General features: G+C 71.0%; 21 protein-coding genes and 1 pseudogene. 10 read left to right on the top strand and 12 right to left on the bottom strand.

Going from position 1 to position 22,194, the window contains the following annotated elements; genetic code table 11:
- The first annotated feature begins 27 nt into the window (after positions 1–27).
- Positions 28–675 carry a transglycosylase SLT domain-containing protein gene (locus tag OHS70_RS00865; protein ID WP_443062717.1) on the top strand — a complete coding sequence of 216 codons (648 nt, stop codon included), beginning with the start codon at positions 28–30 and terminating at the stop codon, positions 673–675.
- Between the two features lie 94 nt (positions 676–769).
- Entirely contained in the window at positions 770–925 is a 156-nt protein-coding gene (locus OHS70_RS00870; protein WP_328392562.1) for a hypothetical protein, read from the top strand.
- Here OHS70_RS00870 and OHS70_RS00875 read toward each other — a convergent pair.
- From OHS70_RS00875 to OHS70_RS00930, 12 genes are all read right to left on the bottom strand, one after another.
- Positions 897–1,853: an aldo/keto reductase gene (locus tag OHS70_RS00875; RefSeq protein WP_328392564.1), complete on the bottom strand. Its 957-nt coding sequence runs from the start codon at positions 1,851–1,853 to the stop codon at positions 897–899. The two genes, OHS70_RS00870 and OHS70_RS00875, sit on opposite strands and share 29 nt — an antisense overlap.
- 18 nt (positions 1,854–1,871) lie before the next feature.
- Positions 1,872–2,624 (bottom strand): transglutaminase domain-containing protein, encoded by a 753-nt coding sequence (locus tag OHS70_RS00880; protein ID WP_328392565.1) that lies wholly within the window; start codon positions 2,622–2,624, stop codon positions 1,872–1,874.
- A 47-nt stretch (positions 2,625–2,671) separates the two neighbouring features.
- The gene (locus tag OHS70_RS00885) at positions 2,672–3,193 is read right to left on the bottom strand and encodes a nuclear transport factor 2 family protein (protein WP_328392567.1); all 522 of its coding nucleotides are present in this window, start codon (positions 3,191–3,193) and stop codon (positions 2,672–2,674) included.
- On the bottom strand, positions 3,177–4,016 hold the full coding sequence (locus OHS70_RS00890) for a class I SAM-dependent methyltransferase (protein WP_328392569.1): 840 nt from the start codon (positions 4,014–4,016) through the stop codon (positions 3,177–3,179). Before OHS70_RS00890 ends, OHS70_RS00885 begins: the two co-directional genes overlap by 17 nt.
- The gene (locus OHS70_RS00895; RefSeq protein ID WP_328392571.1) at positions 4,013–5,218 is read right to left on the bottom strand and encodes an alpha/beta hydrolase family protein; all 1,206 of its coding nucleotides are present in this window, start codon (positions 5,216–5,218) and stop codon (positions 4,013–4,015) included. Before OHS70_RS00895 ends, OHS70_RS00890 begins: the two co-directional genes overlap by 4 nt.
- 122 nt (positions 5,219–5,340) lie before the next feature.
- Positions 5,341–6,750 carry an aminobutyraldehyde dehydrogenase gene (locus OHS70_RS00900; RefSeq protein ID WP_328392573.1) on the bottom strand — a complete coding sequence of 470 codons (1,410 nt, stop codon included), beginning with the start codon at positions 6,748–6,750 and terminating at the stop codon, positions 5,341–5,343.
- Positions 6,743–8,065 carry a flavin monoamine oxidase family protein gene (locus OHS70_RS00905; RefSeq protein WP_328392575.1) on the bottom strand — a complete coding sequence of 441 codons (1,323 nt, stop codon included), beginning with the start codon at positions 8,063–8,065 and terminating at the stop codon, positions 6,743–6,745. The genes OHS70_RS00900 and OHS70_RS00905 overlap by 8 nt, the downstream gene beginning before the upstream one ends.
- Positions 8,066–8,095: 30 nt before the next feature.
- Entirely contained in the window at positions 8,096–9,175 is a 1,080-nt protein-coding gene (locus OHS70_RS00910; RefSeq protein WP_328392577.1) for an ABC transporter ATP-binding protein, read from the bottom strand.
- Positions 9,176–9,180: 5 nt separating this feature from the next.
- On the bottom strand, positions 9,181–10,092 hold the full coding sequence (locus OHS70_RS00915) for an ABC transporter permease (RefSeq protein ID WP_328392579.1): 912 nt from the start codon (positions 10,090–10,092) through the stop codon (positions 9,181–9,183).
- Positions 10,089–10,889, bottom strand: a complete 801-nt coding sequence (locus OHS70_RS00920; protein WP_328392581.1) for an ABC transporter permease — start codon at positions 10,887–10,889, stop codon at positions 10,089–10,091. The genes OHS70_RS00915 and OHS70_RS00920 overlap by 4 nt, the downstream gene beginning before the upstream one ends.
- A 127-nt stretch (positions 10,890–11,016) precedes the next feature.
- Positions 11,017–12,126 (bottom strand): polyamine ABC transporter substrate-binding protein, encoded by a 1,110-nt coding sequence (locus OHS70_RS00925; RefSeq protein ID WP_328392583.1) that lies wholly within the window; start codon positions 12,124–12,126, stop codon positions 11,017–11,019.
- 220 nt (positions 12,127–12,346) lie between these two features.
- Positions 12,347–13,576 (bottom strand): aromatic ring-hydroxylating oxygenase subunit alpha, encoded by a 1,230-nt coding sequence (locus tag OHS70_RS00930; protein ID WP_328392585.1) that lies wholly within the window; start codon positions 13,574–13,576, stop codon positions 12,347–12,349.
- Between the two features lie 383 nt (positions 13,577–13,959).
- On the opposite strand from OHS70_RS00930, the gene OHS70_RS00935 reads away from it, so the two are divergent.
- From OHS70_RS00935 to OHS70_RS00970, 8 genes and pseudogenes are all read left to right on the top strand, one after another.
- Positions 13,960–14,391: a hypothetical protein gene (locus OHS70_RS00935; protein WP_328392587.1), complete on the top strand. Its 432-nt coding sequence runs from the start codon at positions 13,960–13,962 to the stop codon at positions 14,389–14,391.
- Complete coding sequence (locus OHS70_RS00940) at positions 14,388–15,803, top strand: NADH-ubiquinone oxidoreductase-F iron-sulfur binding region domain-containing protein (protein ID WP_328392589.1); 1,416 nt, start codon at positions 14,388–14,390, stop codon at positions 15,801–15,803. Before OHS70_RS00935 ends, OHS70_RS00940 begins: the two co-directional genes overlap by 4 nt.
- A 10-nt stretch (positions 15,804–15,813) precedes the next feature.
- Complete coding sequence (locus tag OHS70_RS00945; RefSeq protein WP_328392591.1) at positions 15,814–16,005, top strand: ferredoxin; 192 nt, start codon at positions 15,814–15,816, stop codon at positions 16,003–16,005.
- Between the two features lies 1 nt (position 16,006).
- Positions 16,007–18,067: an acetate--CoA ligase family protein gene (locus OHS70_RS00950; protein WP_328392593.1), complete on the top strand. Its 2,061-nt coding sequence runs from the start codon at positions 16,007–16,009 to the stop codon at positions 18,065–18,067.
- Between the two features lie 38 nt (positions 18,068–18,105).
- Positions 18,106–19,278 carry an acyl-CoA dehydrogenase family protein gene (locus tag OHS70_RS00955; RefSeq protein WP_328392595.1) on the top strand — a complete coding sequence of 391 codons (1,173 nt, stop codon included), beginning with the start codon at positions 18,106–18,108 and terminating at the stop codon, positions 19,276–19,278.
- A 36-nt stretch (positions 19,279–19,314) separates the two neighbouring features.
- Positions 19,315–20,487 carry an acyl-CoA dehydrogenase family protein gene (locus tag OHS70_RS00960; protein WP_328392597.1) on the top strand — a complete coding sequence of 391 codons (1,173 nt, stop codon included), beginning with the start codon at positions 19,315–19,317 and terminating at the stop codon, positions 20,485–20,487.
- An 80-nt stretch (positions 20,488–20,567) separates the two neighbouring features.
- A pseudogene (locus OHS70_RS00965) lies at positions 20,568–21,423 on the top strand (3-hydroxybutyryl-CoA dehydrogenase).
- Between the two features lie 152 nt (positions 21,424–21,575).
- A complete protein-coding gene (locus OHS70_RS00970; RefSeq protein WP_328392599.1) occupies positions 21,576–22,187 on the top strand; it encodes a TetR/AcrR family transcriptional regulator in 612 nt (203 codons plus the stop codon).
- Positions 22,188–22,194: the final 7 nt, after the last annotated feature.

A 22,194-nucleotide genomic window follows, 5' to 3' on the forward strand; every position in this document is an offset into this window, starting at 1 on the left:
TGGTCCCGAGGGCGCCGCTAACCATGGCTGTCGTTCCGGGGAGCCACTCGCCGGACAGGGCGGACCTCCGCTCGCACGCTCCGGCCCGCCGGACGAAGCCCCGCTTCGCTCCCACGGCCGGGCTCCCCCCGACACCCCTTCTTGGAGAGTTGCATCCCCATGACCGCTCGCACGCAGACCAGCACCAGCCGTATCGCCCGACTCCGCACCTTCTCGTTCGCCGGTATCGCCACCGTCTGCGCTTCGGCCGCAGCTCTCACGCTGGCCCCCTCCGCCCACGCGGCACCGAAGGCACCGGCGAGCACCGCGGCGGACGCTGCGGCGGTCACGGCCAAGAAGGCGAAGAAGGCCTACCCGAACAACCTCGACGGCTGGATCCGGGAGGCGCTGGACATCATGAAGAAGCACGACATCCCCGGCAGCTACGAGGGCCTGCACCGCAACATCATGCGCGAGTCCAGCGGTAACCCGCTGGCCCAGAACAACTGGGACGTCAACGCGCAGAACGGCACGCCTTCCAAGGGTCTGCTCCAGGTCATCCAGCCGACCTTCGACGCCTACCACGTCCCGGGCACCCCGCACGAGCTGACCGACCCGGTCGCCAACATCACCGCGGCCGCCAACTACGCCGCCGACCGGTACGGCTCGATCGACAACGTCGACTCCGCCTACTGAGCCACCCGCGAAGTACGCGGTGCCGGCCGTCAGGCCGGCGGCGGCCGTGTGTGAGGCCGGCCGGCGGAGCTCATCGGGGCAGTCCGCCGGCGCCATGGCCGCGAGCATGTTCTGCGCGCTGCTCGGTGCCGTGACGGCTCTCGTCGTGCTGAGCAGGATCCACAACCGCCAGTTGTCGGCCCGGTCACTCGACGGCACCGCCCGGGACAGCGCTGAGCCGCTCAGGGCAGCGGCGCGCCGCGAGCCGTGAGCCACAGGGCATACCACTCCTCGTGGGTGAGGTCCACCTCCCGCAGCGCGGCGTCGCGGCAGGCCCGGATACGCTCGGGGCGCGCGCTGCCGATCACCGGCGCGATCCGCGCCGGATGCCGCTGCAGCCACCACAGCAGGATCGTCTCGGGCGTCGTGCCCTTCTTGTCCGCCAGTGACCTGATGAGCTGTGCCGTCGCGTGCTCGGCCGGCGTCTCCTGCCGGCCGGTGAAGCGGCCCTGGGCGAGAGACCCCCACGCCTGGAGGACGATCCCGTTCTCCCGGCAGAACTCGAGCGTTCCGAACGGGAAACCTACGGCCGCGGCTCCCGGGGTGTTCACAAGGACACCCGCTTCGAGCCAGTCCCGTCGCAGCAGACTCATCTCCAACTGGTTTGCGACGAGCGGGACATCGAGCCGCACCTGCAGGGGTGCCACTTGTGCGGCACCCATGTTGGACACACCGAACTGCCGGACCAGGCCCTGCCGGTGCAGCGAGGTCAGCGCCTCCGCGATGTCGTCCGGGTCCGCCAACGGGTCGGGCCGGTGCAGCAGCAGCACATCGATGACATCCGTCCGCAGGCGGGCCAGGCTCTCCTCGACCCGCCGGACGATGCTCGCTGCGCGCAGGTCGTAGATGCCGGGCCGCTCGGCGTCCGCCAGGCGGATACCGCACTTGGTCTGTACGACGATGCGCTCACGCAGTCCTGGCGTGCGGTCGAGCACCTCGCCGAAGACCGCTTCGGCCTTCCCGTGCCGGTAGATGTCGGCATGGTCGAACGTGGTGACCCCACTGTCCAGCGCCGCCTCCACCGCGGCCTCGGCGGCCGCGATGTCCGTTGCGCCGTAGGGTTCGGTGTCCCAGCTGCCACCCAGCCCCATGCATCCGTACAGCAGCCGCCCGCCGCCGGTCCCCGCTGGTGCCGTCATACCGTCCTCCCCGTCCACTCAGGCTGCCGCTCGACGGCCCAGCACAGCACCGCCGATGATCCTTGCCGGCGGGCACAGGGTCTGGCCGTACGTGGCGAAGAGGTCGTCCCGCGAGGAGAAACGGCCGAGGTCCTCGCGTACCTGCGCGGACAGGTCGAGGGACGAACAGCTGTCCGCGCCGCAGGTGGAGCCGTCCCAGTCCACCGCGGTGGAGGACAGCGCCTCGAAGAGCGTCTGCGAGCCGGTGTTGGTGAAACCGCTCGGATTGGCCTCACTGAGCGCGTCGAGCGGCGCGTACAGCTCGGAGACGTTCAGCCAGGTGCCCTTGATGCGGAATTCCGGCCAGGCAAGAACGACGGCATCGGGAACCAAGGGACGCAGCCGCGGGAAGCGGGGGTACCAGAACGAGCCGTCCACCAGCAGGCCGCGCACCCGGGTGGGTGTCCCGGCCGCGCGGGCGACCGCTTCGAGCACGGCGAGGCGCTGGCTGCACGAGCCGACGCCACGTGCCAGCGTCCGCGAGACGGACTGTGTGTCGTTCAGTGCATAGACCGGCCGGACCTGCTCGCTGATGAGCCGGTGCCCGGCCCGCAGCAGCGCAAGCTCTCCGGGCTCGGAGGCGGCGGCGCGTGCGGCTGCGAGGAGGTGCTGCACCCGCTCGTGACGCCAGTCCAGGATCGGGGTGTCGCTCACGGACCCGGTGCGGTCGACGGGACCGGTCGGCGCGGGTCGCCGGTGTCGCCACCACGGAGTGAACACAGCGCTTGTCATGCGGGAATGCTACGAGGCTTCGGCACCGGCTCCGCCACCGGCCTCCATCAGCTGGTTGAGGGGCCCGTCGGCCAGGGGATGGCGCGCTGGCCGACGACGACTGGAAGCCCTGCCAGTACGCCGGGTCCGACGAGTCCGGTCTGGCCGAGGACCGAAGCCTGATCCCGGTAGATGTGTTCGCTCGAGATCAGGGCGCCGTCGAAGGAGACGACCGCGACGACTGCGACGCTGACGGGCCGCCCGGTCGGGGCGATGCCGGGAAGGATCCAGGGGACCTCGATGTCGTGGGTGAACGAGACCAGCATTTCGTCCACGATGCGGTCGTGGCCCGTCGTGCGGGTCAGCGTCGTGATCGCGAAGTCCTGCGGGTTGTGACCGATGAACCAGCGCCGGTAGAAGTCGCGTACGGGTTCCCGGCCACGGGCGCCCATGGCGGTGGGCACATGGAGCACCACGGGCGTGTCCGTCATCGTGGCCATGGTCGTGTCGACATCGAGCGAGGCGAACTCACCGCTGGTGTGGAGCTCCCAGACGCGTTCAAGTTCCGAGGGGTCAGGGACCGTGGTCATCAGGGGTTTCCTCCGGTTTCCGTCCCCAGGCGGTGAGCATGCCCGGTGAGAGGGCGGCGCATTCGGGCCGGTCCAGGTAGCGGATCGCCGCGTCGACCGTCGGCCCGTCGGCGAGGCCCGTGGCCGTGATCGCGTCCCGGGCGCGCTCCCATGTATCGGCCCAGAAGCGGCTGATGGGACTGCCCGGCAGCAGGGGCGGCACATGGATCTCGGCCGCTACGGAGGCCAGGCCCGCTGCCCGCAGCAGTTCGGGGTAGCGCGGCACCCAAGAGATGTCGGTGCCGATGGTGTCCCGCAGTCCTCGCCACATCGCCCGCATCACCTGGGTGTAGGCGGTGACGGGTGCCGCGGCGGTGGTCAGGTCGATCGCGTCGCTGAGGACCAGTACACCGCCCGGCGCGACGAGTTCGGCCAGTGCGCCGATCATGCGCTCCCGGTCGGGCAGGTGCATGAGGACGAACCGCGCGTGGACGAGGCGGAACCGGCCGGGGTCGAAGTCCGGCGCGGTGATGTCCGCCTCCAGCACGCTGAGTCCGGGTGCGGGCCGGCCGGTGAGGAAGCGTACGTCGCGGTCGACCGCGAGCACGCTCGCCACCCCGGCTTCGTCCAGCAGTCGGCGGGACACCGTTCCCGTGCCTGCGCCCACGTCGAGGCAGTGCCACCCCGGGCCCGCGCCCAGGGCCCGCAGCCGCGCCATGGTGGTGTCGTCGTACGCCAGGGCGCCGAAGTCGATGCGATCGCCCTCGCCCGCCTGTTCCGGGCGGAAGACCGCCTCGCCGTAGCTGCCGTCGCGCGATGCGTCGCCGCCGGGAGCGGTGTTCACGTTGCCGCGGGGGTGACGCCGAGAGTGTCGTCGAGCCAGTCGAAGACCCTCTGATCGAACATCGAGCGGTTCCACGCCTGCGTGTGGCCGAGCTTCCCGTACTCGGCCTTCCGGAAATACGCGAGGTCCTTCGGACAGGTCAGCTTCTCGAAGAGGAGTTGGGCCTGGGCCGCGAGGGGGTCGTCGTCGTTCCCGCAGACGAGGGTGGGACACGTGATCTGCTCGGCGACACGGGACAGGCGGTAGCGGTCCGTCTCGATGACGTACTCCCCCAGGGTGTCCAGACCGTGCACCCACAGGGCGCGCTGGACCAGGGCCCAGCGGGCGACGGGATTCTCCACCACCGGTGCCAGGAGTTCGCCCATTTCCCCGGGGTCGACGTCGGGGACCCGGTCCCGCACCTCCTTCGGCAGTTGCAAGCCTTCGACAAGGTCCATCAGGCCCGGATCGGCGACCAGTGCGGCGATCCGGTGCTCCCCGGACGCCCCCCGCGGCGCGAGGAAGCCACCGAAGCTCCACCCCATGGCGGCGACGCGCGAGGCGTCGATCTCCGGCCGGCCCGCCGCATAGTCCATGACGGGGCGCAGCACGTCCTCCCAGTCCGGGCGGATCGGCATGCCCTGCTCGATCAGGGTGCGGCCCTGGCCCGGGCCGTCGACCAGCAGACACGCGTATCCGCGCCGCACCGCCGGGACGGCGTGGGACCAGTACATCTCGTGGATGTTGGAGTCGTAGCCGTTGACGGCGAGCAGGGTGGGCCGGGCAACGGTTCTGTCGCCGTCAGGCAGGCAGAGGCAGCCCGGCAGTGTCGTGCCCTCGAAGGGGATCTCGACCAGTTCCACGGGACGGTCCGCCAGGGCGGCCATACGGCGGAAGCACTCGCTCTCCCGCCTGAACGACTCGACGAGCCGCGGATCGACAGGTGAGCCGAACAACGGCAGGTAGGAGACACGGTAGTACGTCGTGGCCCGCCAGAATCCGTCGACGGCGCTCACCCGGTGACCGTGGGCGGCGCTCGCCTCGGCCGCGGCGGCCACGCGCGCCGCGGTGGCCGTCCAGGCGCGGTGCCATGCGTCGCGGTCCCCGGCCGGGATCTGCTCGGCGACATGCACGCATTCGCCGTACTCGGCGCCACCGCGGTTGATCAGCTCCAGCGCCCGGTCGGCCAGGAACTGGAACAGCGGGTCGTCGAACAGCTTCATGACCGGACCTCTTCACACGGCAGGGCGGTACCGGGCGGGCCGTTTCCTGGCCGCCGCGCCACCGATCCTCCACCGGCAGGCGCCCACAGGGCCGAGGCGCGCCGTGCGGGCGGCCGACCGGCCTACAGCATGACGTGCTTGACCTGCGTGTATTCCAGCAGGCCCGCCATGGAGAGATCGCTGCCGTAGCCGGAGTGCTTGACGCCGCCGTGCGGCATCTCGGACACGGTGGTGCCGTGGGTGTTCACCCAGACGATGCCGGTGTGCAGTGCCCTGGTCGCCCGCATCGCGCGCTCGTGGTCCGTGGTCCACACGCCGGCCGCGAGGCCGAAGCGCACGCCGTTGGCGAGGCGAAGGGCCTCGGGCTCGTCCTTGAAAGGCTGGACGGTGACGACGGGCCCGAAGATCTCCTCCTGCACGATCTCGTCGTCCTGGCGGACACCCGCGACGACCGTGGCCTCGTGGAAGTAACCCGGCCGGGGAGCCCGGGTGCCTCCGGTGACGATCTCGGCGTGCTGCGGGAGACGGCTCAACAGACCTTCCACCCAAGAGAGTTGTGTGGCGTTGTTGAGCGGGCCGAAGTCGGCGGCCGGGCGCTGCTTCTCGGTGTGCGCGGCGAGTGCGGCGACGAACGCGTCGTGGATGCGGTGGTGCACCAGGAGTCTGGTCGGTGCGGTGCAGTCCTGGCCGGCGTTGTAGTAGGCGACGGCCGCGAGTTCGGACGCGGTGGAGTCGATGTCGATGTCGTCATGGACGATGACCGCGGCATTGCCGCCGAGCTCGAGATGGACACGCTTGAGGTCTGCGGCCGCAGCGGTGGCGATCTCCCGGCCGGCGCGGACGCTGCCGGTGACCGCGATCAGGCGGGTCATCGGATGGGTGACGAGTGCCTGGCCGGTGGCGCGGTCACCGCACACCACGTTGAGCACGCCGTCCGGAAGGTGTTCGGCCGCGATCCGGGCGAGCAGCACGGAGGAGCTGGGGGTGGTGTCGGCGGGCTTGAGAACAGTCGTGTTCCCTGCCGCGATGGCCGGGGCGATCTTCCAAGCCGCCATCATCAGGGGATAGTTCCATGGCGTGATCTGGGCGCACACGCCTACCGGTTCGCGGCGCAGCAGTGAGGTGCGCCCCTCGGTGTACTCGCCCGCGGCGGCGCCGGGCAGATTCCGGGCGGCGCCCGCGAAGTAGCGCAAGGTGTCGGCGATGGCGGGCAGTTCGTCGCGGCGGAAGCGGGCTGCGGGTTTGCCGGTGTCCGCCGCCTCGGCGGCAAGAAGCTCATCGGCGTGGGCCTCGACGGTGTCGGCGATGCGCAGCAGCGCCCTCTGCCGTTCGGCCGGCGTGGTGGCCGACCAGCTTTCGTATGCGGCTGCCGCGGCGGCGCAGGCGGCATCGGTGTCCGCCCGGCCGGAGAGCGGAGCGCTGCGATGGACGCCGCCGGTGGCGGGATCGAGGAGTTCCGTCGTAGCGCCCGAGGCGGCGGGGACGTCCGCTCCCCCGATGTGGTTCAGGACCACGGCCGGTGTCTCAGCCACGGAGCAGCGCCTCCTTCGCCGCGGCGCGGCCGGTGCGTACCGCGCCTTCCATGTAGCCGGCCACCCACTGGTCGGATCCGCAGACGTAGAAGGGCGGTTCGTGTGTGGCGTGCAGCGGGCCGACGGCCATGACGTCGCCGGGGGTCCACTGGGTGACGTATCCCTGGGTCCATGGATCGGTGCCCCACATGCGGATGTACGAGCTGATCGGGGTGTGCGCCTCGTCCCCGTAGAGGCGGGCGATGTCGCGGAGCAGTTCGCCCTCGCGCAGGTGGCCGGGCATGCCGAGCAGGACGCCGAACCGCTCCGGCGGGACGAGTGCGGAGAGGATTCCCTCGTTCTGCGGCCAGGTGCTGCCGAGGACGCCTTCGCACTCGGACAGACCGTTCAGGTCCGAGTCGCGCCAGAACGGCTTGTCGTATGCCGCGACGAACTTGGCGGCGACCGCCTGCCGTTGGCGTTGCAGGGAGGCGAGTCGCGCGTCGGAGACGCCCGTCACGGCGACCGAGCGCAGAGGACCGACAGGAAGTGCGCTGACGACCGCACCCGCGGTGAGGGTCTCGCCCCCGGCGAGCCGCACGGTGCAGCCACCGGGCCGCACCGCGATCGCCTCGACTGCCGCGCCCAGCCGTATCCGCTCCCCCAGCCCCTGCGCCATCCGCAGCGCGACGGTGGCGGAACCCTCGGCGACCCGCAGGCCTTCCCAGTCCTCGTAGTCGTAGTGCTCGCTCTCGTCGCCGCCCGGGACTGCGGCGTGCTTGCGCAGGGCGGAGAGCAGCGAGGTCCGTTCGTACGAACCACTGGCCAGGGCGAGTTGGCCGATCTCCCACAGGCGGACGACGGCGCCGCTCGCGCCCTCGGAGCGCAGCCAGTCGGCGACCGACAAGGCGTCGAGGGCCGTCGCCTCGGGACGGGACCAGGGGTCGTCCGGGTCGACGGTCCCGGCGAGGGCCGTGAACGCGGCGGTCAGCCGCCGGTGGCAGGCGTCGTCACCGGGGCCGAACCAGTGCGGCGGGTCGCCCGCGGAGACGCCTTCGGGCGTGGCGCGTGCCATGAACCCGGCTTCGGCGACATAACTGGGGACCAGGGTGAGTCCGAGTTCCCCGGCGAGGCCGAGGTAGGCGGTGTGCGCCCGGCCGACGACCTCGCCGCCGAGCTGGACGAGACGGCCGTCGGGCAGGGCGGTCTGTTCGACGCGCCCTCCGACCCGGTCGCGGGCCTCGACGACGAGTACGTCGGCTCCGCCGGCCGCCAGGTCCCGTGCGGCGGCGAGACCGGCCAGGCCGGCGCCGAGCACGATGACATCGTGATTCATGAACTGTTCCTTCGGTGGCTGCGGGGGCGGTCAGTCCAGGACCAGGCAGTGCTCGGGTTTCCAGCCGAACTCGACGCGCTCGCCGCCGCTCCAGCGGTCCTCCATGCGGGAGCGGGCGGTGTTCTGCTCCAGGACGGACAGGGTGATGCCGGGGGCGAGTTCGATGAGGTAGGTCGTGGTGGGCCCGGAGTAGACGGTCTCGCGGATGACGCCGCTGGCCAGGGCCATGCCGGGCTCGAAGTCGGAGAGCCAGATCTTCTCGGGGCGGATGGAGAGGCTGACGCGGCTGCCGTCGGGGACGGCGGGACGGGTGCCGACGGGGAGGGTGGGCCCTTCGTCGACGACGACCCGGCCTGCGCGGTAGGTGCCGGGGACGAGGTTGGAAGTGCCCATGAAGGACGCGACGAAGCTGTTGGCGGGGTGTTCGTACACGTCCTCGGGGGTGCCGCACTGTTCGACGCGGCCCTCGTTCATCACGGCGATCCGGTCCGACATCGTCAGGGCCTCGTCCTGGTCGTGGGTGACGAAGACGAAGGTGATGCCGATCTCTCGCTGGATCTGCTTGAGCTCGACCTGCATGCGGCGCCGGAGCTTGAGGTCGAGGGCGGCGAGCGGCTCGTCCAGGAGCAGTACCTGGGGTCCGTTGACGAGGGCGCGGGCGAGGGCCACGCGCTGGCGCTGTCCGCCGGAGAGGGTGCGGGGCTTGCGGTCGGCCAGTGGGCCGAGCTGGACGCGCTCGAGCATGGTGCCGACGCGTTCGCGGATCTCGGCGCGGCCGATGCCCTTGCGCTTGAGGCCGAAGGCCACGTTGTCGGCGACCGAGAGATGGTCGAAGAGGGCGTAGCTCTGGAAGACGGTGTTGACATTGCGCTTGTTGGGCGGCAGCGCGGTGACGTCCTCGCCGCCGAGCAGGACGGTGCCGTCGGTGGGGTCGGTGAAGCCGCCGATCATGCGCAGGGAGGTGGTCTTGCCGCAGCCCGACGGGCCGAGCAGGGAGAAGAACTCTCCGGGGGCGATGTCCAGGTCGAGCTCGTGGACCGCGTAGGAGCCTCCGTAGGACTTGCTGACGGAGTCGAGGCGGACGGCGGGCGTGATGTCGTCGGTTGTCACGGGTGTCACTTCCCGGAGAGCAGGTCGAGGCCACCGCGGCGGCCGAACAGACGCGGGATGAACAGGGCGAGGGCGATGAGGCCGATGGATCCGGCGAGCATCAGGGTGCCGACGGCGTTGATGGTGGGTTCGACGCCGAAGCGGATGGCCGAGTAGATGCGTACGGACAGCGGCTGCGGGTCGACGCCGGTGGTGAAGTAGGCGAGGACGAAGTCGTCGAAGACCAGGGCGAAGACGAGGACCGAGGAGGCGAGGATGCTGGGCAGCAGCGCGGGGAGGGTGACCAGGCGCAGTGCCTGCCAGCGGCTGGCGCCGAGGTCCATCGCCGCTTCCTCGGTCTCCGGGTTGAGGGCCGCGATCCGGGAGCGCAGGATGACCGTCACGTAGGAGATGGAGAAGGTGATCTCCGCGAGCATGACGGTGCCGGTGGACAGGGTGATGCCCATGCCCTTGAACAGGAGCATCGCGGCGACGCCGGTGACGATCTCCGGGGTGATCAGTGGGACGAGCATGATGAGGCCGGCGAGCGAGCCGAGGCGGCTGCGGGAGCGGACCAGGCCGAGGGCCAGGGCGACTCCGAGGATCATGGAGCCGGCCATGGCGACCAGGGACACGCGCAGGCTCATGCCGAGCGAGGCGATGAGTGCGTCGTCGTGGAAGAAGTCCGAGTACCAGCGCAGGCTGAAGTCCTTGAAGACGGTGAGGGACTTCTGCGCGTTGAAGGAGAAGAGGATGACGACCCCGATGGGGACGTAGAGGAGCGCGAAGAAGAGGACCGTGACGGCGATGGCGAAGCGGGGTTTGCGGTCGGTGCCGCGGCGGTGCCGCCGCACGGTTTTCGTCTTGGCGACTGCGGGGCGCGGGGCCGTCCGCCGTGCGGGGCGGAAAGTGGCCGGGGTGGCGGGGCGCAGGGTCATCGGACCGCCTCCGCCTCGTCCTTGCGGGCGCGGCGCAGGTAGCCGATCATGCCGACGAACAGGACCGCCATCATCAGCATGGTGAGGGCGGAGCCGAGCGGCCAGTTCTGGCCCTGGAAGAATTTGTCCTGGATCAGGTTGCCGATCATGATCTGGTCGGGGCCTCCCATGAGCTGGGCGCTGACGAAGTCGCCCATGGCGGGCAGCAGGACGAGTACGCAGCCGGCCGCGGCGCCCTGCCTGGTCGCCGGCAGGGTGACGAAGAAGAAGGTGCGCAGCGGGCCTCCGTAGAGGTCGCGTCCGGCTTCGATGAGCGAGGTGTCCATGCGTTCCAGGGCCGCGTACAGCGGGATGATCATGAACACGATGAAGCCGTAGACCAGGCCGGCGATGACCCCCCCGCCCGTCTGGAGGATCTTCGTGGTCTCGTCGGCGAGTCCGGCGGACCGCAGCGCCTTGAGGAGGGGCCCGTCGTCGGAGAGGACGACGGACCAGCCGTACATGCGCACGAGATAATTTGCGAAGAACGGGACGACGATGGCGGCGATGAGGAGATTCTTGAAACGTCCGCCGTGCAGGGCGATGGCGTAGGCCACCGGGTAGGCCACGACCAGGCAGATGGCGCAGGTGAGCACGGCGTAGCCCAGTGAGCGCAGGAGCACCACGCGGTAGGCGGGGTCGGCCATCGCCGCGATGTTGTCGAGGTTGAACCCGAAGCGCGGATTGCCGAGCGGGTCGGTGGTGCCGAACGCGAGGGCGGCGACGAGGACGAGGGAGGCGATGAGGAAGGCGGTCATCCACAAGGTCCCGGGGACCATCAGCCAGATCCACAGGCGGGCGCCGGCGGCGCTGGGGCCGCCTCGGCGGCGGGGTGCTCCGGGTCGGCTGGGCGGGGAGGCCGCGGGTGGGGTGCTTGGTGACATGTCAGCCGGCCTTCACATGGGTCCAGGCGGTGTCGCGGGCCTGCTCGCCCTTCGAGGTGCCGTTGCGGAAGTAGAGGTCGTCCTTGAGGTCCGTGGCCTGGACCAGGCATTCGGGGAACGGCTCCACGATCGCGGCGTATGTGTCCTCGCTGCCGCCCACCGGCATGGGGTAGCCGATGTACTCGATGTTCTTCTTCACGTTCTCAGGGCGGAGCATGTAGTCGATGAAGAGCATCGCCGTGCCCGGGTGAGGGGCGTTGACAGGGATGGCGTAGCAGTCGGAGTTGACCGGGGCGCCCTCCTTGGCAGTCTCGAATCCGAAGACTGAGGGGTCCTTGGCCTGGCCGAGCATGGCGGCCATGTCTCCGCTCCAGGCCTGGGTCATGGCTGCATTGCCGTTGAGCAGGTTGTTGTAGCTGTCGCTGGAGAAGCCGCGCAGGCGGGGGCGGAGCGAGTGGAGGGTGTCGGTGATCCTGGCGAGGTCGTTCTCGTTCTCGGTGGCGATGTCGAGGCCGAGCTTGAGCGCGGCCATGCCGAGCACTTCGTCGCGGTCGTCGAGGACGAAGACCTTGCCCCTGGCGCGGTTGTTCCACAGGTCGTCCCAGGAGCCCGTCAGATCGTCGCCGATCTTGTCCTTGCGCCAGCCGATTCCTGTCTTGTACATGGTGAACGGGACGGTGTGCGCGGAGTCCTTGTCGTACCAGGGGTCGGCGAAGTAGTCGTAGCGGCCGAACACCGACTCCGCGTGCCGCAGCCGGGTGTGGTCGATCTTCCTCAGCCGGTTTCCGGCAGCAAGGCGCTGGGCCCATTTCGCGGTGGGGAAGATGATGTCGTAGCGGTTCCCGGCATTGAGCTTGGCGACCATGCCTTCCATCGAGTCGAAGTTCGACTGGATGACCTTGACGCCGTACTCCTTCTCGAATCCGGCGAAGACGGCGGGGTCCACGAAGTCGGCCCAGTTGAAGTAGACGAGGTCACCGTCGGGCCTGACCTTGATCGGTTCGTCCGGGGACTTCGATGCGACGGGATCGGCGGTGGTGAATCCGCAGCCCGCGGCCGTCAGGCCGAGGGCCGCGGCGGCGCCGGTACGCAGAAGGGAACGTCGGGACATGTGTGGCAGGGGTGCCTCGGGGGACATCGTGGTCCTCTCCGTGGGGTCCCTTCAAGATCCGCAGGGCATGGGGGAGCTGCGGTTCCGTGGGGACAGTTCGGTACTGGGCGCGGTCCTGGGTGCACGGATGCCCTGGCTCCGTACGGACGTGGCGGCCGCTCGGGCGGTGCGGGGCACACCACCGGCTGCGGCGCGGACAACTCGCCTCAGCGGGCAGCGCTCAGGGCACCGCGCCGTCGAGATCCGCCCGGACACGGCCGGCGAACCAGCCGACCGCGGACTCGCGCCGGGACAGGGGCCCCGGTTCGAATCCCGGGGTGGTCAGTCCTTTCTGCACGCGGGCCACCAGTTCGGCATCCTCGTCGTTGGTGATCCAGCCGATGTGGATGTTCAGCCGCCGGGCGAGCCGGGTGCGCAGTCCGGTGCCACGGCGGGTGTAGAACGCTCCGGGCACGGCCACGCGGTCCACCGCTGTCGGGATTGCGGTCCAGGCAAGCACATGGTCGGGGTAGAAGTCGATGAGTGTGTTGGGATAGATCACGGCGTACCGCCAGACACGGCGGTCCGCCTCGCGGAGGCCGGGCATGGGGGCGGCCATGCGCTGGTAGAGGCGTTCGGCCCAGTTGGAGGAGGGCTTGTCGCGCAGCGGTGAGGCGAACAGGGCGTACGCCTCGCCGATCTCGCAGGTGTAGGCCTGGTAGTCGAGCAGCCGCATCAGGCCGGGGTGGGCGACGGGTACGTGGTAGCCCTCGAGATAGTTGTCGACGGCTACCTTCCAGTTGGCGTGCTGGACCTCGGCGGCGTCCAGGTCGTGGATGCGGCTGCGGCCGATGGGCACCAGATCGGCCCCCGCGTAGTGGCCGACCGCCTCGGCGAGCGGGGCACACTGCTCACCCAGCGGTACGGCGTCCTGGTCGAGGTTGACGAACACGAAGCCGAGGAACGACTCCACGCGGACGGAGAAGAGCCCCAGCCTCGGCTTGTCCAGGCACGGGATCTGCCGTGCCTCGGGGGCTCCGACCAGGCGTCCGTCGAGCTTGTACGTCCAGCCGTGGTACGGGCAGCGGATGGCCTTGCCGGAGGGTTCCGGCTCGGTGACCAGGCGGGTGCCGCGATGGCGGCAGACATTCAGGTGGGCGGCGAGGGCGCCGTCCTCGGTGCGTACGACCAGCACCTCACGGTCGGCGACCGTGGCGGCGAGCCGGGCACCCGGCCCGGGGAGGTCGGATTCGTGGCAGACGAGCTGCCAGGACCTGGCGAAGATGTGCCGGGTCTCCGCGGCTGCGGTTTCCGGGTCGGTGTAGTAGCGGGCGGACAGCGCCCGGCCCGGGCCGTCGGGGCTCGTGATGTCCTGGCCGGGGCTGTACCGGCCGGCGTCTGCCGGGCCGTTCCGGCCTGCGGGGCGTTCCCGCTCCAGCGGCGCTGTCGGGGCTTGGGCTTCGGGCTGCATCGGCTGACTCCTCCATGCCGCGGACGCGGCGATCGGTTTTGAGGCGGCCCAGGGGCGGTCGGCGAGGCCTTGCGGTGCAGCATGTGCACCGCAACCGCGCTGACTAATTGGTCAGTCAGATTGCTGGCGGGTTTCCGCAGTGTCAAGACTTGCAGACTGACTAATTGATTAGTTAGCGTAGTCCTCATCGCTGCTCCCGGCGAAGAGGACCTTGTGCCCGAACCGGACGCCCGCAGCTTCCCGGACGACCCGCTGTCCGGTCCCCTACCGCCGAACCCCGTCGCACGGCACCCGCCCCAGGCACCAGGCCGCGGACACCGCACCTCGGCCCCCATCGCCCGTCGCGCCGTGACGGCTCCCCATCCCTCTTCCCGGAGGCACGCATGAGCGGTCGTCGGAGTCTCGTCTGGCTCGGGCTCACGCCCGAACCGGAACAGGAGCTGCCCGCCACCGTCGCTGCCCTGCGCACCCGTGCGCCGGACACGGCCGCGGCGCCGCCCGAGCCGGCCGCCGCTGAACGGCGGCGGGTTGAGCGGCTGATCCTCCACGGCAGCGAGCGCAGCTGGCTGCGCTACCTGGCCGAGGTCACCGACCTGGTGACCTCCGTCGCCGACGGCTCCGCCCAAGGAGACCGCAACGCCGCGCTGGTCGCGGGTGAGGTCGTCCTGGACCACCACCGGATGCTCATCGGGCTGCCGGGCTCCGGCTACCACCGCACCGAGGACGACCGCCGGGCCCTGGAAGGCGCGGTTCGGCAGCTGCGGACCGCAACGGACGACGGCACGACGCCACGAACGCAAGGAGACCGGGCATGACGGCAACCGCAAGGCAGGGCCGGACCGCGGACCGCCGGCCGGGAGCGAGCACCGTCCCGTGTCCGGCGACGGGCGGACCCGGGCGGGCGATCGGGGGCGCGGCAACGACCGCCGCCGTCACCCGCATCGCGTCTCTCCTGCCCGGCGGGCCCGGCACCGTGCTCGGTCCGGCGCCCGGGGCGGTGGAGAGCGCGGCGGCGTACCTCGACGCCGGCGGCTACCGGCACACGGACGACCCCGAAAGGCTGCTGGAGCACATCGCCGACGCCGGGCTGCGCGGCCGCGGCGGTGCGGCGTTCCCGGCCGCCGTGAAGCTGAGGGCCGTGCGGGACGGCGGCGGTCTTCCCGTCGTCGTGGCGAACGGCGAAGAGGGCGAGCCCGGGTCGGTGAAGGACCGCTGGCTGCTGCGGGCACGGCCGCACCTCGTGCTGGACGGACTGACCCACGCGGCCGCTGTCACCGGAGCCGTACAGGGCTATGTGTACGTCTCCGATCCCTACGCCGCCGCCCGTGTGCGCGCCGCCCTCGACGAGCGTACGACGGCCCTGCCGGTCGCGGTGATCGAGACCGGTCACACCTACGTGGCCGGAGAGGAGAGCGCGGTGGTACGCCGGATCAACGGCGGGCCCGCCCTCCCGGCCGCCAAACCGCCCCGCCCGTTCGAACGGGGAGTGTCCGACCAGCCGACCCTCGTCTCCAACGTCGAAACGCTCGCCCGGATCGCCCTCATCGCCGCCCACCCCGACCTGCGCCACGACATCGCCGGCAGCACGCTGCTGAGCCTGTCCACGTTCAGGGGCACGCCCCTGCTCGCGGAGGCGCCGTACGGCACCGCCCTGCGCACGCTGGCCGCCGCGCAGGGCACCACGGACGCGACCGGCGCCCTGATGGGCGGACTGTTCGGCGGGCTGACCGGGCCCGGCTCTCTGGATCTTCCGCTCGACCACTCCGCGCTGGCCGACGCGGGCACGGCACTGGGCTGCGGGGCGATCCGCTTCCTCCAACCGGGTGTGTGCCCCGTCGCGACCGCCGCCGACGCCGTGGATCATCTCGCGACCGAGAGCGCCCGCCAGTGCGGCGTGTGTGTCTCGGGCACGGCCGCGATCCGCGACACGCTCCGGCAGCTGACCTGCGGTACGGCGGCCGCCGACACAGCCGAACGACTGGAGCGCTGGGCGTCCCGGCTGCCCGGCCGTGGCGCGTGCGGGCTGCTCGACGCCGCCGCAGGCACGGCGGGCAGCCTCCTGACCGCGTTCCCCGGCCTCGTACGCGGCCACCTCGATGCAGCGTGCGCGGCCTGCGCCGCCTGTCCTCCGACGGGCGGTCACCGGCTCGTGGTGCCCGTACCGCACGTCGCCGACCCCCCGTGCGAATCCCCCACCCGCCCGGCTCCTCCGACGCGCCCTCGCTGAAAGGACCACCGTGAAACTCTTCCTGGACTCCACACGCTGCCAGGGCTACGGGCTCTGCCAGGAGCACGCCCCCGATCTGGTCGACCTCGACGAGTGGGGCTATGCGGCGGTAATCGCCGCCGACGTCCCGCCCGGCGAGGAGGAGACGGCCCGCGCCTGCGCCGCCAGCTGCCCCAACTCCGCACTGCGGCTGGAGAAGTGACATGGGACGTGATCTGACGGCGCTGTTCGACCCCAAGTCCGTGGCTGTCGTCGGTGCCAGCGACGACCCCGCGAAATACGGCCACGCGGTGGCCTCGCAGGCGCTGCGCGCACCCGGGCGCCGGCCCGTGCACCTGGTGAACCGCCGGGGCGGCACGGTCCTCGGCCGCCCCGCGGCCACGAGCCTCGCCGAGATCGGGGAGCCCGTCGAACTGGTGGTGATCTCCGTGCCCGGCACCGGGTTCGAGGCCGCCGTGGACGACGCCCTGTCCTGCGGCGCCCGCGCCATCGTCGCCATCACCGCCGGCTTCGCCGAGACCGGCACCGCGGGGCTGGCCCGGCAGCGGGCGGTCGCGGCCCGGGTGCGGGAGGCGGGCGCGGTGCTGGTCGGTCCCAACTGCCTCGGCATCGCGGACAACACGACCGAGCTGTACCTCGCCTCGGACACCTTCGCGCCCGGCGGCGTGGCCCTGCTGAGCCAGAGCGGCAATCTGGCCCTCGAACTCCAGCTGCGCATGGATCCGCACGGCCTCGGCTTCTCCCGGTTCGTCTCGCTCGGCAACCAGGCCGACGTCACCCTCGTCGATCTGGTCCAGGACTGCGCACGGCACGAGGGCACCTCGGCGATCGCCGTGTACGCGGAGGACTTCGGCGACGGACGAGCCTTCGCCCGGGCCGCCGCCGAGGCGGGCAAGCCGGTGGTCCTGCTCACCGCGGGCCGCGGCACCGCGTCGGCGCGCAGCGCGCAGTCGCACACCGGAGCGCTCACCACCTCCTGTGACGTCGTGGCCGCCGCGTGCCGGGACGCAGGCGTCGAACTCGTGGCCTCCCCGCGCGAGATGACCGTCGTCCTGACGGCGCTGAACGCCCGGTCCCGGGCGGCCGGACGACGTACGGCGGTCTTCACGGACGGCGGCGGGCACGGAGTGATCGCCGCCGACGCCGCCGAGGCGGCAGGTCTTGACGTACCCGAGCTCGGTTCCGAGGCGCAGGAGGGCCTGCGGGCCCTGCTGTGGGAGCAGTCGGCGGTGGGCAACCCCGTCGACCTCGCCGGAATGGGCGAGCAGGACCCACGGTCGTACGCCACGACGGTCGGCGGGCTGCTGGCCGCGGACGAGGTCGACGCCATCTTGATGACCGGGTACTTCGGCGGCTACGCGGCCTCCGGCGGCGGACTCGGCGGCGGAGGCGCGACGCTTGCCGAAGGGGAGCAGCAGGCCGCCCGGGACATCGTCACACACTGGCAAGCTACGCCCAAGCCGCTGGTCGTGCAGTCGATGTATCCGCAGTCGCCGAGCTGCCGCACGCTGGTCGGGGCGGGCATCCCTGTCTTCTCCGCGACCGAGGACGCCGCCCGCGCGCTGGCGGCGATGACCGGGATGCGGCCGGCCGGCCCGCCCGGTGTGGCCGCCCTGCCGGCGGCCGCAGCGCCCCTGCTCGACACCGGGTACCACGGGGTGCGCCGCCTTCTGGGTGCCGCCGGAGTGCCGTTCCCCGAGGCTCGTGAGATCTCGGGGGAGGACGAACTGATCGCCGCGGCCGCAGAGTTCGACGGTCCCTACGTCCTCAAGGCCCTGCACCTCCTGCACAAGTCCGACGCGGGCGGGGTCGCTCTGCGGCTGGCGGACCGCGATGCGCTGCTGGCCGCGTACCGGGAGATGCACGCCCGGCTGGGGGCTCCCGCGTACTCGGTGGAGGCGATGGCCGACCTCACGGACGGGGTCGAGCTGATCGTGGGGGTCGATCACGACCCCCGGTTCGGTCCGGTCGCCATGGTCGGCCTCGGCGGTGTCCTCACCGAGACGCTGCGCGATGTCGCCTTCTCACCGGCCCCGGTTCCCGCCGCGCGGGCCGAGCAGTTGCTGCGGGGCCTGCGGACCGCGGAACTGCTCGCGGGTGTCCGGGGGCGGCCGGCGGTGGACGTCGCCGCGGCGGCGGACGTCATCGAGCGCATCACCACGGTCGCCGCGGCCCATCCCGAGATCGCCGAACTCGAGGTCAACCCGCTGCTGGTCCGCCCGGACGGCGTGCTGGCCCTGGACTCGCGCGCCGTACTGGCCTGACTCCCCCACTGATTCGCACGCAACTCCTAAGGACACCAATGGACTTCCGTTACACCCCCGAGCAGGCCGACCTCAAGCGCCGGGCCGCCGCGTACTCCCGTCTGCTGATGGGGTACGAGGAGCAGTCCGAGGAGGCGGGCGGCCCGCTGCCCGCCGAGACGGTCCGCGAACTGACCCGCGCCGCGATCGACGCCGGCGTGTACGCCATCAACATGCCCGCCGAATGGGGCGGTGCCGGGCTGTCCCTGCTGGACCAGGTCATCGTCGAGGAGGAGTTCGGGAAGGTCACCAACTGCCTGTGGGACATCCCCTGGCGGCCCGCCAACGTCCTGGCGTACGGGACCGAGGCACAGCGCGAGAAGTATCTGCTGCCGGTGATCCGCGGCGAACGGTTCGACGCCTTCGCGGTGACCGAACCGGGTGCGGGCTCGGACCCCTCGTCGGGCACCAGCACGGCCACCCGTACGGACGGCGGCTGGCTGCTGAACGGCGAGAAATGGTTCGTGACCTGCGGTGACATCGCCGACTTCCTGCTGGTGCAGGCCGACGCCGGCCCGCAGCGGGCGCCGACGCTCTTCTTCGTCGACAAGCAGGCGCCGGGTGTGGAGATGACGCGTGTGCCGCGGTTCATGCACTCCGCCGTCAACGGGCACCCCGAGTTCACCTTCACGGATGTGTTCGTCCCCGACGAGGACGTGCTCGGAGGCGTCGGAGTCGGCTACGAGCTCACCAAGGAGTGGTTCACCGACGAGCGGCTGATGATCGCGGCGCGGACGACGGGCGCCGCCGAACGCGCACTGGAACTGGCCCGCGACTGGGCCGTCGAGCGACGCCAGTTCGGCTCCCCCATCGCCGACTTCCAGCTCGTCCAGGGCATGCTCGCCGACTGCGCCGCCGACATCGCCGTCAACCGCGCCTACACGCACCAGGTCGCCTGGGAGGCCGATCAGCCGGGCACGGACCGCAAGGCGCTGCACGCCAAGGCCTCGACGGCGAAGCTCGCGGCGAGCGAGGCCGCGGGGCGGGTCATCGACCGGTGCGTGCAGATCTTCGGCGGACGCGGCTACGACCGCTCGTACCCCGTCGAGCGCATGTACCGCGAACTGCGCGTCGACCGCATCTGGGAAGGCACCTCCGAGATCCAGCGCCTGATCATCGCCAACGAGCTCATCAAGCGCGGCACCCGGGCGCTCGCGCTGCCCACCTCCTGACACGCCGTCCGTACCACCACGACCCCGAGGACTGACATGGACTTCCGTCTCACCGCCCGTCAGGAGGAGCTCAAGAGCTCCGCGCGCGGGCTCACCGAGTTCATCATGAAGTACGAGCTCGACTGCGAGGAGAACAACGGTCTGCCGCCGCAGGCCCACGCGGAGATCCGCGACGCCGTGCTCGACAGCGGACTGCAGGCCGTCAACATGCCGGCCGAGTGGGGCGGTGCCGGGCTCACGATCCTGGAGCAGGCCGTGGTCCAGGAGGAGCTGGGCCGGCTCACGGGCGCACTGTGGGACATGGTGTGGCGCCCGGCGAACGCGCTGCGGTTCTGCACGCCCGAGCAGCGCGAGCGCTATCTCGTCCCCGTCATCCGGGGGCGGCGGCGCGACTGTTACGCGGTGACCGAGCCCGAGGCCGGGTCGGACCCGCAGAACATCATGACGACGGCGACGCGCACCGGTGACGGCTGGGTGCTGAACGGCGAGAAGTGGTTCGTGACGGTCGGCGACCACGCCGACTTCATGATCGTGCTGGCCGCTGCGGGTGAGGAGCGCGCGCCGACGCTGTTCCTCGTCGACAAGGAGACGCCGGGCATCGAGATGACGCGGGTGCCGCGCTTCATGCACACCTTCGTCTACGAGCACCCCGAGTTCACCTTCACCGACGTCCATGTCGGCGACGACGCGGTCCTGGGCGGAGTCGGGAACGGGTACGACATCACCCGGTCGTGGTTCACCGAGGAGCGGCTGATGATCGCGGCGCGGACGACGGGCGCCGCCGAACGCGCACTGGAACTGGCCCGCGACTGGGCCGTCGAGCGACGCCAGTTCGGCTCCCCGATCGCCGACTTCCAGCTCGTCCAGGGCATGCTCGCCGACTGCGCCGTCGACATCGCCGTCAACCGCGCCTACACGCACCAGGTCGCCTGGGAGGTGGACGCCGGGCTGTCCGACCGCAAGACCCTGCATGCCAAGGCGGCCATCGCCAAACTGTCGGCGAGCGAGGCCGCGGGGCGGGTCATCGACCGGTGCGTGCAGATCTTCGGCGGACGCGGCTACGACCGCTCGTACCCCGTCGAGCGTCTCTACCGCGAACTGCGCGTCGACCGCATCTGGGAAGGCACCTCCGAGATCCAGCGCCTGATCATCGCGGGCGAACTGGTCAAGCGGGGCACGGGAGTTCTGCAGATCCCGTCCGCCGGCTGAGGTACGGGGACCCCCGCGTCCCGGCGGTGCGCCGGGACGCGGGCGCCACCGGTCGCGTGACCGAGAGAGCAGGAGTGACGATGACTGATGTCGAGCGGGTCGGGGTCGTGGGCTGCGGCCTGATGGGGTCCGGGATCGCCGAGGTGTGCGCGCGGGCCGGCCGGGACGTGGTGGTGGTCGAGACCGATGCGGGGGCCGCTCAGGCCGGCCGCGGACGGATCACCGCGTCCCTGGACCGTGCCACGACCGCCGGGAAGCTGACCGGCGAGGAGCGGGATGCCGCACTGGCGCGGATCGTGACGAGCACGGACATGGACCGGCTGGCCGACCGGGGTGGTGGAGGCGGTGGCCGAGCACGAGCGGGCGAAGCTGGACGTTTTCGCACGGCTCGACAGGACGGTGGTGCGGGCGGACGCGATCCTCGCGACCAACACCTCGTCCATCCCGGTCATCCGGCTCGCGGCTGCCACCGGCCGCCCGGAACAGGTGGTGGGTCTGCACTTCTTCAATCCCGTCCCGGTGCTGCCGCTGGTGGAGCTGGTGCCGTCGCTGCTGACCGGCGAGAGCACGGTGCGCCGGACGGAGGCGTTCGCGTGCGAGGTGCTCGGCAAGGAGGTCGTGCGCGCCACGGACCGGGCCGGGTTCATCGTGAACGCCCTGCTCGTGCCGTATCTGTTGGCCGCCGTCCGGATGATCGAGTCGGGCACGGCGTCGGTGGAGGACATCGACCGCGGCATGATCCTGGGCTGCGCCCATCCGCTCGGTCCGCTCGCGCTCACCGATCTCATCGGGCTGGACACCACTCAGGCCATCGCGGAGTCGATGTACGAGGAGTTCCGTGAGCCGCTGTACGCTCCTCCGCCGCTGCTGGCCCGGATGGTCGACGCGGGTCTGCTCGGACGAAAGTCGGGCCGCGGCTTTCATACGTACCAATGAGCCGCAGCGCCGTGGCGCCGTTCCGGAACGCCCGGGGGACCGGGGTCCCGGACGGGCGGGATACGGGAAGATGGAGATCGGCGCGACGGGACGAAAGCCCGCCCGCCGACCGGAGCACGACGACACCGAGACCGACACCGGGGAGCAATGACGTGGCCAAGGCCGAACGCACTCGCGAGACTCGTGAGCGGATTCTCGCCGCGGCATGCCAGGTGATCGCCGAGGTCGGCTTCGAGAAGATCCGCATGCGGATGGTGGCGGAGCACGCGGGGGTGTCGACAGCGCTGCTGCACTACCACTTCGAGACCCGCGAGAAGCTGTTCACCGAAGCGATGACGCACTCCTTCGCGCAGACCGGCACCGAACTCGACCGGGACGCCGATTCGGTGCCTGCGGCGGTCATCCTGGCGCGCATCCTGAACACCCTGTTGCCCACCGACCCGGAGCTGAGGCAGGACTGGAAGCTGTGGCAGGAGCTGTGGGTGCGTGCTCTGCGGGACGAGACGGCACAGCACCTCGCGATCGATCTGTACGAGCAGCTGCACGACTGGGTCGGCCAAGCGCTGAGGCGGGGTATCGATTCCGGAGAGTTCAAGCCGTGCGACGTCGACGCGACGAGCACTGTGCTGCTCGCGCTGTGCGACGGGTTCGGTATCCGTCTGATGCTGGCCGATCCCCGGGTCGACCTTCGGTCGGCGCAGGCTGCGATCTGGGGGGCGGTCGCGGGGACCCTCGGCGTACCCGCGGAGCCTCCGGCACTCTGACCTTCCG

The organism is Streptomyces sp. NBC_00390 (assembly GCF_036057275.1).
In the GTDB taxonomy this organism is placed as follows: domain Bacteria; phylum Actinomycetota; class Actinomycetes; order Streptomycetales; family Streptomycetaceae; genus Streptomyces.

What these genes read in the sequence shown, in the direction of transcription:
- OHS70_RS00875 (WP_328392564.1), bottom strand. Translation starts at nt 1,853, where the DNA reads ATGACGGCACCAGCGGGGACCGGCGGCGGGCGGCTGCTGTACGGATGC.
- OHS70_RS00925 (WP_328392583.1), bottom strand. Translation starts at nt 12,126, where the DNA reads ATGTCCCGACGTTCCCTTCTGCGTACCGGCGCCGCCGCGGCCCTCGGC.
- OHS70_RS00920 (WP_328392581.1), bottom strand. Translation starts at nt 10,889, where the DNA reads ATGACCGCCTTCCTCATCGCCTCCCTCGTCCTCGTCGCCGCCCTCGCG.
- OHS70_RS00960 (WP_328392597.1), top strand. Translation starts at nt 19,315, where the DNA reads ATGGACTTCCGTCTCACCGCCCGTCAGGAGGAGCTCAAGAGCTCCGCG.
- OHS70_RS00915 (WP_328392579.1), bottom strand. Translation starts at nt 10,092, where the DNA reads ATGACCCTGCGCCCCGCCACCCCGGCCACTTTCCGCCCCGCACGGCGG.
- OHS70_RS00905 (WP_328392575.1), bottom strand. Translation starts at nt 8,065, where the DNA reads ATGAATCACGATGTCATCGTGCTCGGCGCCGGCCTGGCCGGTCTCGCC.
- OHS70_RS00870 (WP_328392562.1), top strand. Translation starts at nt 770, where the DNA reads ATGGCCGCGAGCATGTTCTGCGCGCTGCTCGGTGCCGTGACGGCTCTC.
- OHS70_RS00880 (WP_328392565.1), bottom strand. Translation starts at nt 2,624, where the DNA reads ATGACAAGCGCTGTGTTCACTCCGTGGTGGCGACACCGGCGACCCGCG.
- OHS70_RS00950 (WP_328392593.1), top strand. Translation starts at nt 16,007, where the DNA reads ATGGGACGTGATCTGACGGCGCTGTTCGACCCCAAGTCCGTGGCTGTC.
- OHS70_RS00955 (WP_328392595.1), top strand. Translation starts at nt 18,106, where the DNA reads ATGGACTTCCGTTACACCCCCGAGCAGGCCGACCTCAAGCGCCGGGCC.
- OHS70_RS00930 (WP_328392585.1), bottom strand. Translation starts at nt 13,576, where the DNA reads ATGCAGCCCGAAGCCCAAGCCCCGACAGCGCCGCTGGAGCGGGAACGC.
- OHS70_RS00885 (WP_328392567.1), bottom strand. Translation starts at nt 3,193, where the DNA reads ATGACCACGGTCCCTGACCCCTCGGAACTTGAACGCGTCTGGGAGCTC.
- OHS70_RS00940 (WP_328392589.1), top strand. Translation starts at nt 14,388, where the DNA reads ATGACGGCAACCGCAAGGCAGGGCCGGACCGCGGACCGCCGGCCGGGA.
- OHS70_RS00895 (WP_328392571.1), bottom strand. Translation starts at nt 5,218, where the DNA reads ATGAAGCTGTTCGACGACCCGCTGTTCCAGTTCCTGGCCGACCGGGCG.
- OHS70_RS00935 (WP_328392587.1), top strand. Translation starts at nt 13,960, where the DNA reads ATGAGCGGTCGTCGGAGTCTCGTCTGGCTCGGGCTCACGCCCGAACCG.